Annotated in this window: 12 protein-coding genes, 2 pseudogenes and 1 riboswitch; of the genes and pseudogenes, 12 read left to right on the forward strand and 2 right to left on the reverse strand. The window is 42.8% G+C overall.

The features are described 5' to 3' along the window. Positions 1–8: 8 nt before the first annotated feature. The 12 genes and pseudogenes from CSV80_RS10070 to CSV80_RS17825 form a co-directional block, all read left to right on the forward strand. Positions 9–710 (forward strand): SDR family NAD(P)-dependent oxidoreductase, encoded by a 702-nt coding sequence (locus tag CSV80_RS10070; protein ID WP_199083963.1) that lies wholly within the window; start codon positions 9–11, stop codon positions 708–710. Further along, on the forward strand, positions 694–1,170 hold the full coding sequence (locus CSV80_RS10075; RefSeq protein ID WP_099670728.1) for a PPC domain-containing DNA-binding protein: 477 nt from the start codon (positions 694–696) through the stop codon (positions 1,168–1,170). Before CSV80_RS10070 ends, CSV80_RS10075 begins: the two co-directional genes overlap by 17 nt. 2 nt (positions 1,171–1,172) lie before the next feature. Continuing rightward, a complete protein-coding gene (locus tag CSV80_RS10080; protein ID WP_099670729.1) occupies positions 1,173–2,654 on the forward strand; it encodes a class I adenylate-forming enzyme family protein in 1,482 nt (493 codons plus the stop codon). Beyond that, on the forward strand, positions 2,651–3,784 hold the full coding sequence (locus tag CSV80_RS10085; protein WP_099670730.1) for a thiolase C-terminal domain-containing protein: 1,134 nt from the start codon (positions 2,651–2,653) through the stop codon (positions 3,782–3,784). Before CSV80_RS10080 ends, CSV80_RS10085 begins: the two co-directional genes overlap by 4 nt. A 4-nt stretch (positions 3,785–3,788) precedes the next feature. Then, on the forward strand, positions 3,789–4,094 hold the full coding sequence (locus CSV80_RS10090; protein ID WP_099670731.1) for a Zn-ribbon domain-containing OB-fold protein: 306 nt from the start codon (positions 3,789–3,791) through the stop codon (positions 4,092–4,094). A gap of 203 nt (positions 4,095–4,297) precedes the next feature. Beyond that, the gene (locus CSV80_RS10095; RefSeq protein WP_099670732.1) at positions 4,298–5,251 is read left to right on the forward strand and encodes a bile acid:sodium symporter family protein; all 954 of its coding nucleotides are present in this window, start codon (positions 4,298–4,300) and stop codon (positions 5,249–5,251) included. Positions 5,252–5,445: 194 nt separating this feature from the next. After that, positions 5,446–5,886 (forward strand): NUDIX domain-containing protein, encoded by a 441-nt coding sequence (locus tag CSV80_RS10100; RefSeq protein WP_099670733.1) that lies wholly within the window; start codon positions 5,446–5,448, stop codon positions 5,884–5,886. Between the two features lie 145 nt (positions 5,887–6,031). Beyond that, positions 6,032–6,130, forward strand: a riboswitch (guanidine-I (ykkC/yxkD leader). A 70-nt stretch (positions 6,131–6,200) separates the two neighbouring features. Further along, a complete protein-coding gene (locus tag CSV80_RS10105; RefSeq protein ID WP_099670734.1) occupies positions 6,201–6,542 on the forward strand; it encodes a DMT family transporter in 342 nt (113 codons plus the stop codon). Further along, positions 6,542–6,862 carry a DMT family transporter gene (locus CSV80_RS10110; RefSeq protein ID WP_099670735.1) on the forward strand — a complete coding sequence of 107 codons (321 nt, stop codon included), beginning with the start codon at positions 6,542–6,544 and terminating at the stop codon, positions 6,860–6,862. Before CSV80_RS10105 ends, CSV80_RS10110 begins: the two co-directional genes overlap by 1 nt. 117 nt (positions 6,863–6,979) lie before the next feature. Further along, positions 6,980–7,210 (forward strand): hypothetical protein, encoded by a 231-nt coding sequence (locus CSV80_RS10115; protein WP_099670736.1) that lies wholly within the window; start codon positions 6,980–6,982, stop codon positions 7,208–7,210. 994 nt (positions 7,211–8,204) lie between these two features. Then, positions 8,205–8,684 (forward strand): annotated as a pseudogene (locus tag CSV80_RS10120) (reverse transcriptase domain-containing protein); the annotation flags it as partial. Positions 8,685–8,930: 246 nt separating this feature from the next. Further along, positions 8,931–9,059 (forward strand): annotated as a pseudogene (locus CSV80_RS17825) (SAM-dependent methyltransferase); the annotation flags it as partial. Positions 9,060–9,218: 159 nt separating this feature from the next. Here CSV80_RS17825 and CSV80_RS10135 read toward each other — a convergent pair. Then, positions 9,219–9,362: a hypothetical protein gene (locus tag CSV80_RS10135; RefSeq protein ID WP_233208475.1), complete on the reverse strand. Its 144-nt coding sequence runs from the start codon at positions 9,360–9,362 to the stop codon at positions 9,219–9,221. Positions 9,363–9,412: 50 nt separating this feature from the next. After that, a partial coding sequence (locus CSV80_RS10140; protein WP_158231883.1) for an ATP-binding protein occupies positions 9,413–9,753 on the reverse strand: 341 nt, incomplete at its 5' end.

Genomic DNA, 9,753 nt, shown 5'->3' on the forward strand with positions numbered 1-9,753 from the left:
GGTTGCTTATGAAACTGAAAGGACAGACGGCGATCGTCACAGGGGCTGCCAATGGTATTGGTGCCCAGACGGCCCTCCTTCTTTCACAACAAGGTGCCAATGTCGTATTAGTGGATTCAGCGAGCTGTGCCGGGACGTTGGAAGCCATTCAATCATTTAGGGGCAAAGCGGTTTATTTAGAATGCTTAGGCGAAGTTCGTGATAAAGAATTTGTGAACGCGGCAATCGCTAGAGCATCGGATGCCTTTGGAGAATTACATATCTTAGTGAACAATATGTGTATATGTAATACCCATAGTGAAAACCAGTCGTCTGTTGATCATTGGGAACTGGAAGCAGATTCGAATGCGCAAGCAACTTCTTTATTTATTCAAGGAGTATCACCGTATATGGTGGAGCAGAAGTATGGTCGTATCATTAACATCAGTTCGATTTCAAGTTCCGATAAAGAACGAACGTTCACAACTTCTAAGGATTCAGTTAGTAAATTGACCAAGCAGACCGCTAAAGAACTTCGTGAGTATGGAATCACATGTAATTCAGTTGCACCTGTAGTTATGACCAATTTGGATAAGGCGACAATCCATCAAACAGGCACAGTGGCGAGTATCGCAGAAGCCGTTCTGTACTTTGCCTCATCTGAATCTAACTATACGACAGGACAAGTACTGAAAATGGATGGAGGGTTTTGTATTGAATCGCCCAATTGAAGCGGTATATGACGAGAAAACGAGTCGAATTATCGGTCGTTTGAAGAAAGGTACCGATCTATTTGAAGGAATTCTCGCGGTGTGTAAGCAGCATCATGTCGAAGCAGCTCAATTTCAATGTATAGGCTCTCTTGCGTATGCGACCATTGTACAACCTCAGCAAAATCCTGATAAAAGTTTACAGTATTCCGAAAGGCTTGTCACAGACACTCCCGTCGAACTGCTTTCCGGTTCAGGATTTGTTGGTTACGATGAACAAGGTCAGTTGGATATCCACTTCCACGGGCTATATGTAGACTGTGATCAACAGATGAATGGCGGTCACTTCCTTAGAGGAGAAAATCCCGTGGCGATTACAGTGGAATTCATTATATTCCCAGTATCCGATACACATGTTCATAGAAAACCAGATGAATATTCAGGTATTCCATTATTTCATTTTACGAAAAGGAGTGAGTGACGTTGGAGACAATCGGTAAACTAGCAATGAAATCAGCCGCAGCTTATCCGAATAAAATAGCTGTGAAAGATGAAAGGCGCTCACTTACGTTTCATGAACTGATGCAACGGGCATTTGCACTGACAGCATACTTCGAGAAAGCGGGTCTTCAAAAAGGGGACCGCTTCGCCGTTCTATCGTCGAATCGCCTGGAACATATTGAGCTTGACGTAGCGGCGGCAATCTCAGGTGTCATCAAAGTACCGTTAAATTATCGGCTTCATCCGAAAGAGCATGAATATATGCTGGACGATGCAGATGTTCAGTTGATCATTGGTGAAGCAGAGTTAATAAAACCAATTGATACAGTCATCCAAGCGCTAACAATCGGCGAGCAGTATGAACCAGTGATTGAACAAAATAGGGGGGCTACATGCACAACGGAGATTGTGGAAGAGGATATTTTTGCGATTATGTATACATCCGGTACGACAGGAAATCCAAAAGGTGTGATGTTGAGTCATCGCAATATCATTTCCGGAGCTTTGTCACTAGCGCTTGCTTGTGAGACCGATTACGACGATGTGATAGGTCATGTTGCACCATTGACACACGGCAGTAACTTCCTGTCGCATGTAGCGTGGCTGTATGGATTAACACAAGTTGTATTCAATAAGTTTGAGCCTGAAGAATTCGTTCATAATTTAACGAAAGAAAAAGTCACTGTTATTTTCCTTGTACCTACTATGGTTAATTTAATGATCCAGCATCCGAAATTTGATTCGAATAATTTATCTACAATTAAGACAATTAATATGGCCGGTTCTTCGATTGCTGCAAGTAAGCTCGAGCAAGCACTCGCTCTGACAGGGCCGATATTTGCACAGACATTCGGTCAAGTTGAGGCGCCGATGTGTATTACAATGATGCCGAAACGCGAACTTGGCGATCATCTGGAATCCTGTGGGCGTGTCGGACCTTTTGTCGATGTGAAGATTGTCGATGCGCAAGGGACTGAACTGCCGGCAGGTGAAGTTGGAGAGATCGTTTGTAAAGGCTCTCTTGTCATGAAAGGTTACTGGAATAACGAGCAGGCGACAAATGAAACATTACGTGACGGCTGGTTACAAACTGGTGATCTCGGTTGGAAAAGTGAGGCGGGCTATGTGCATATCGTGGACCGCAAAAAAGACGTCATCATTTCAGGAGGCGTCAATATTTATCCGAGGGAAGTGGAAGAAGTCCTCAATAAGCATGACGGGGTAAAAGAGACATGCGTTATCGGTGTACCTGACGATAAGTGGGGAGAAAATGTCATTGCATATGTCGTTCCGAACGGCACTAAGCCCGTGATGAAAGAAGAATTACTTCAATTATGTCTAGACCATATGGCGAGCTTCAAAAAACCGAAAGAGATGTATATCGTAGATGAACTACCGAAAAGCTCGTACGGTAAAATCTTAAAACGGGAATTACGCAATCAGCATGTGGAGGTGCAGTCTTGACGAATGTCTATATCGAAGGAATTGGCATGACGAAGTTCGGGAAATTTGTCGACAAGTCTATGAAGCAGTTGTTAGTTGAAGCGTCGATAGAAGCACTTGAAGATGCAGGAAATCCAAAAGTTGAAGCGGTGTTTGTCGGAAACTTTATGGGGGGCTCGATCGGTAATCAAGAAATCCTCGGCGCCTTAGTTGCCAATGAACTAGGACTCGGCTATATCCCGACGGCCAAAGTAGAAGGCGCTTGTGCATCAGGAGGGATTGCGCTTCGTCAAGGGATCATGGGGATTCTAAGTGGTGAATACGATACAGTCTTAATAGCAGGTGTGGAGAAGATGAAACATGCTTCGACTGCCGACGTTACACAGGCGATCAATGCCGCAATGGATAACGATTCCAATGAAAAGCAGGCAGGTCTCACATTCCCTGGATTCTTTGGCGTACTCGCGAACCGTTACTTCTATGAAACGGACGCTACGAAAGAGCATTTGGCGATGATTGCGTTGAAGAATCGTGAAAATGCTTTACATAATCCTTTGGCGCAATTCCAAAAGCCAACGACGATGGAAGAGATTATGGAGGCACGTATTATTACTTCTCCACTCGGCTTATTTGATTGTTCTCCAACAACGGATGGGGCGGCAGCATTGGTCATTACGCGTAAAAAAGGTGCTATCCATATCCGTTCGTCTGCACAAAGTTCAGGACCTACACAAATGCAAGACGCGGACGATTTACTTTCATTGCCCGCAGTTCGAGAGTCAGGTCGCTTGGCATATGAAAAAGCAGGCGTCGGCCCGGAAGATATCGACGTCGTGGAAATTCATGACTGTTTCTCAATGACGGAAATGCTTGCGATTGAGGAGTTAGGCTTTTTCAATAAACGTGAAGGTTGGCTTGCGGTGGAGCAAGGTCGAACGACAGCGACTGGCGATAAACCAGTGAACACGAGTGGGGGATTATTGTCACGCGGTCACCCAATCGGTGCAACCGGTGTCGCACAAATGTATCAGCTCGTCCAACAACTTCGCGGTACTGCACCAAATCAAGTAGAACATGCCCGACTCGCTTTGGCACAAAACTTGGGTGGAACAGGTTCGTACTCCACTGTTCATATTCTAGAAAGGTTGTGAAGAGATGATAGTCTATCAATGCGATCAGTGTGAATATGCCAGTGTCTCGAATAAATACCGTTGTCCGAGTTGCGGAACAGGCAAGCTAGAAGTGCAAGACGTGTCTTCGAAAGGTACGATCTATAGTTACACGGATATTCATATTGCACCTGCTGAATTTGCTCATCTTGCTCCTTACACAGTGGCACTTATTCAGTTGGATGAATCCAAAGCTAAGGTTACGGTAAGAACGGATGGAAATGTTGAGATTGGCGACGTGACGGAATTGGATTATGTAGAGGATGGGGCGTATATATATCGGAAATGCTGAGTGTTCAGTGAGGTTTTTATGCTGAACGCTCAACGATTCGTGAAAAGCGCTCATAGTTGCGGCTCGAGTGCTCTATGGAATGCTTTAACCGCTCATACACGGCCTTTGACTGATCATAGTGCTTCGATAAGCGCTCATAGCGACGGTCTATCCGCTCATAGCGAAAACATACAGACGGGCTTCCTCGCAAGGAGGAGAAATAAATGAAAACCATACAATCCATATCAAAAATTATTTCGAAGTACTTACCACTTTGGATCGTACTCTTATCCATCATCGCCTATATCATTCCGGATGCGTTCATTTCAATCCGGCAATTGACGGGCTTTGGATTAGGGACGATCTTCTTTCTAATGGGCTTATCGCTTTCATCGGAGAAGCTGCTCGAGGTCATCAAAAATCCGAAATACGCTTTACTGGGTGTCTTGTTGAAATGGACGATCATGGTCGCAGTGTCGATAGCAATTGCCTATTTATTTTTCGGCAATCAAGCAGAGATCGCGACCGGTATTATTTTGGCGGGAACCGTACCAAGCGGAACGTCTGCGAATATTTATACATTCATCGCTGGCGGGGAAGTCGCGCTCAGTATTACGATGGCGACGCTAGATACATTTATTTCCCCTGTGTTGACGCCTGTTTTATTACAGACATTTGCAGGACGTTTTATTCCTATTGAATTCTGGCCTTTATTTCTTAACATTATATATATCGTATTCTTTCCTTTGGTTGGCGGTTTACTGATTCAGTGGAAATTTCAGAGACAAGTGGAGAAGTTCAAACCATATACCGGAGTCTTGTCCCAACTTGCTCTATTTCTAGTCATCCTATCGGTCATATCCAATGCCCAGCAAGCCTTGTCTGAGAACTTATCCGTGCTGCCGCTTGTATTCATAGCAGTCACATTACAAGTCAGCATCCCAATGGGCGCTGGCTACTTCCTCTCCAGATGGCTAGGCGTACCCGAGCGCAACGCCCGCGCAATTTTATTCCATACAGGTATTTGCAACACCGCCCTCGCGGCAACACTTGCGATGGAACACTTCGGATCACTCGCGGCCGTACCAGCCGTTGCCAATATGGTAATGAACTTAACGATAGGAGCCTTAATGGCGAGTTTATTCGAAAATAAATTCCGGCTTGCTGCGGAAGAGTAATGGCTAATGAAATATAGTATTCAAGATATATTTGTGAAGCGATAAAGTTTTTATCGCTTTTTATATTGGGAAATTTCTTGCAACAGATATAATTTTAAAAATGGTAATGTTATACTATTGGTATAAATGTGGCTAATTGAAGTGAAGTCAGTGTTCAACAAACGGGCCATTTTCTTGAAGAAAGGAGTTTTGACTTGAAAAAAATTGATGATTTAAAAGCTGGAGTTGCCGTGATTATTTTGAACCAGGAGAATCAGGTTCTATTGCAAAAAAGAGCTGATGTGGGCTTATGGGGAATTCCTTCAGGACATGTGGAAATTGGTGAAACAGTGTCTGAAGCAGTCATGAGAGAAGTAAAAGAAGAGACTAATTTAGATATAAGAATTGAAAAGCTGATTGGTGTTTATTCCGATCCTGATTCACAAGTTTTCAATTATCCAAATGGCAAGGTAGTGCATTTTATAACGACTTGTTTTCTTGCTGAAATTACAGGTGGGGAACTTAAATGTAATTCTGATGAATCGCTTGAAATTAAATTTTTTGGTCAGAACAATTTACCAGAAGATTTGTTAACAATGCACCCTCAATGGTTAGAGGATGCTCTTTCAAAAAAGGAAGTGGCATTTATTCGCTGACTAATATTCTAGAATTGGGCGCGAATATTGAATAGAACGCCTAAAGGTGAGTGGATGACATAAAGGTAACTTTATAAAGCAAACGGGTCATTTTGCAGTATAAGATGTTTTGATGTAAAATAGTGATTAACTTGAATTGAATCAATCAAATGTTTTCTAGGGTTCCGCAACGAGTTGTTGGACTGGACCAAGAGAAAACTCATAGCTATTAGCTATGTCACGGAGGGATAAAAGCCCGGGAGATACTGTTTAACAGTATTCTTCCGGGCTTTTTTGTTTTTATCTATGAAAATGAAATAGGGGTGTTTTTTAAAATGAATCGAAATTGGATAAAGGTATTTATTGCGGCTTTCTTGGAGATTTTTTGGGTGATTGGTTTAACCCATGCTTATGACTTTTGGACATGGACTGGAACAATTGTCCTTATCGTAGTTAGCAATTACTTGATGATAACAGCAGCACAGGTGCTTCCAGCCGGGACGGTCTACGCTGTTTTTGTGGGATTAGGCACGGCCGGCACTGTCATTGCGGGATTACTTTTCTTTGGTGAATCATTTAAGTGGGGGAAAGTTGTTTTGATAATAACGTTATTAATCGGTGTCATTGGATTGAAATTAGTAACGCCTGAGAAGGCGAAGGAAGGGGTTGAATCCTAATGGCATGGTTTGCTTTGATCTTTGCCGGACTACTGGAGACGTTTGGTGTTGCAATGATAAATCGACTTTCTGTAAAACGTGATTGGCAAACAGTCACGTTGCTGATATTGGGGTTTGGTTCAAGCCTTGCGTTACTTAGCTATTCATTGCAATTTATCTCTATGGGGACGGGTTATGCAATTTGGGCGGGAATTGGAGTTGTCGGTGGAGCGTTAGTTGGTATGATATTCTTCGCTGAATCAAAAGACTGGCGAAGGATAGTTTTTATAGCAATTATTTTATCTTCGGCAATTGGACTTAAACTAGTCGGGTATTTTTGAGGAAGTAGGAAGATTGTAATTATTTTAATATCAGTAATCGGGCGCAATTCTGGAATAAGGATTGCGCTGCAAACGAGCCATTTAACTGATGAAAATAGCTTCTGAGGAGTGATTTTAATGGAAACCCAAAAACTAAATGATTTCCTCAATGAGCTAGAGGAAAGAAAAATCTTCTATAATTTGAGTAAGGTCAGAAGCGAGGCAATTATGGTGGAGGTTCCGGGTCAGCGTTGGGAAGTCGAGTTTATGGACGATGGTTCAATTGAGATTGAAAAATTTATTAGTGATGGTGGCGTCTTGTATGACGAAAATGAATTAAAGCACCTTTTTGAGGACTTTAGTGATTAATGGAACTGATAACTTAGTCGCAATCGGGCGCAATTCTTGGTGCGACACGTTTTTGGCTCAAATGAGATGTGGTTAACACAATCTCGATAAAGGTCAGGCGATTTATGATTTAAATTGAAGGATATTATCGAGAAGTCGAATGAGGAGGTAACGCTCTGAAAGGCTTCCCCTGCGTCGAGTAGCACACTGATTAGTAAGGAAACGTGTGTTATAAGCTCGGCTAATAGGCGTGAGAATTTACCGTAACAGTTTGGCTGACGAAAGCCTACCCGATGGGGTGGTGTAAATCATGGTGCTTGGGTTGAACAGATATGGTGAGAATGCAATGTAAATACAATAAGATACTGTATTGCTGGCGAACTTCTGAATGTACGGGTCTAGACGCGCGTTATATAGAAATGTATTTACTACCAAATGTAGGGTTAGCCGTGGATGAGTAAGAATCCACAATATAAAAGTCCATCTTGTGTTACAGGCACATGCAATGCTAACAGGCTCATAGGAAGCACCTAAGTTTGTTCCATAATAGATAATATTCAACGTGGTAAGCTGATAACGTGGAGGGCTTACTCCCGGCGAAGCGTTGAAAAGGAAAATAGTCGTGAGACAAACGATTGTATAACTTTTCTTCATATCAGTGAAAGTGGTGGTACAGTACCGTTGAAACGTGTAATGAGCGTGGAGGGAAAGACTACGTTCTTACCTGGGGAGGTCTGACTGATACGTCAAGTACACTTGATAACCTATCCAGTGATGGATAGCTGAACAGTCAGAAGTCAGCAGAAGCCATAGTACCATTTCTATCTCGAGAAGAATGGGAAGGGCTGAACAATTAAGAGAGAACAACGCCTTGGCATTCAGTACACTGCGATGAACACAGATAACCGTATAGGCATACTTGAAGGAGGAAATGGTGAATTCCATAGGGGACTTCAAGATGGTGGAGCAGAGCTGGCATAAGAAGAACCGTTGTTCACGGAAAGAGGCGTATCGAATGTTGATGGAACGAATCGTATCACGGGAGAATCTACTATCTGCCCTTAAACGGGTAGAACGCAATAAAGGTAGTCACGGTGTAGATGAAATGCCCGTACAAAACCTACGAGCGCATATCGTACAACATTGGGATTCCATGAAAAAGGAACTTCTAGAGGGAACCTATGAACCGCAACCAGTCCGCAGGGTCGAAATCCCGAAACCTGACGGTGGTGTGCGCTTATTAGGCATCCCTACTGTGATGGATCGATTCATTCAACAAGCTATTGCCCAAGTACTTACTTCTATATATGATCCAACATTTTCAGATCATAGTTATGGATTTCGTCCAAAACGAAGTGCTCATGACGCGGTCAGAAAAGCAAAAGGATATGTAGCAGAAGGAAATCGCTGGGTAGTCGATATAGACTTAGAGAAATTCTTCGACAAAGTGAACCATGATCGTCTTATGGGAACACTCGCAAAAGTTACTGGAGAACCTCGAAAAGTCCCATACTACACAGAACCCTCGGGAACTCCTATTGGAATTCCCGAGGGCTCAAAAGTCTAATATCTCGTTATGAAACTTTGCGTCATCAATCTTAATTGAACCGCCGTATACCGAACGGTACGTACGGTGGTGTGAGAGGTTGGGAGTTAATCACTCCCTCCTACTCGATTGGTCCTGTGCAAAATAACACTTAAAATAGGTGCAAATTAACTCCGAAATTGACATAAATGATACGAAATTGTATGCATCTTTGGTCATTTCCCAGCAGCGCTTCGGCAAAAAACACTTCAAGGTGTTAAAAAAGCCGTTAAGCCAGGTGGTTATTTTCTGACGGAAGTGTATTCACATTACCAAATACCTTATAATTGAGTATTGCGGAAAGAATGAGCCACTAGTACGGAGTTTTGAGCCACTGAACGTGGATAATAGAGCCAGTAAAAGCGGGAGCGAGAGCCACCAATCGGTTGAAGTGGTTGAAACAGCCCTAGAAAATGAGGTTTCTAGGGCTGTTTGCAGCTCTTATCAAAGTAGTGAAGAATCTATTTCATAGTCTATAACGCGAATAGCCCATAACACTAGTTCATCCATATCTATTTCTTCTTCCTCTACACCAAGACAACGAGTTAGTAAACCAACTTCCACTTTCTCCATAATCTCATCAGGCAAATATCTGTGAAAAAATTAAGTAACGATACGATTTTCTACTTCCTCCGGAATCATACCCTAACCCCCACACCATGACGTTCTCTCATCGAGATTTCTCCATCAACTAGGATTTTATAGGAATCATGTACAATGCGGTCGAGGATTGCGTCTGCTATCTGTGCCTGTCCCAACTTCGAGTGCCACCCTTCATGGGAGAACTGAGAACAGAATATCGTGGATGTCCGCTTTAATCTCGATTCGATGATTTCTAAGACATGAAGGGCTTGCTCTTCAGAAAGCTCTGTCAGTAACCATTCATCCAGAATTAAGAGATCAATTTTCTTATATTTTTGAATGAGTTTGCGGAAACTACCATCAGCTTCATATTTTGCTACAGCTAATTCATCCAATA

The sequence above is a fragment of the Sporosarcina sp. P12(2017) genome, from assembly GCF_002743035.1.
Classification (GTDB): domain Bacteria; phylum Bacillota; class Bacilli; order Bacillales_A; family Planococcaceae; genus Sporosarcina; species Sporosarcina ureae.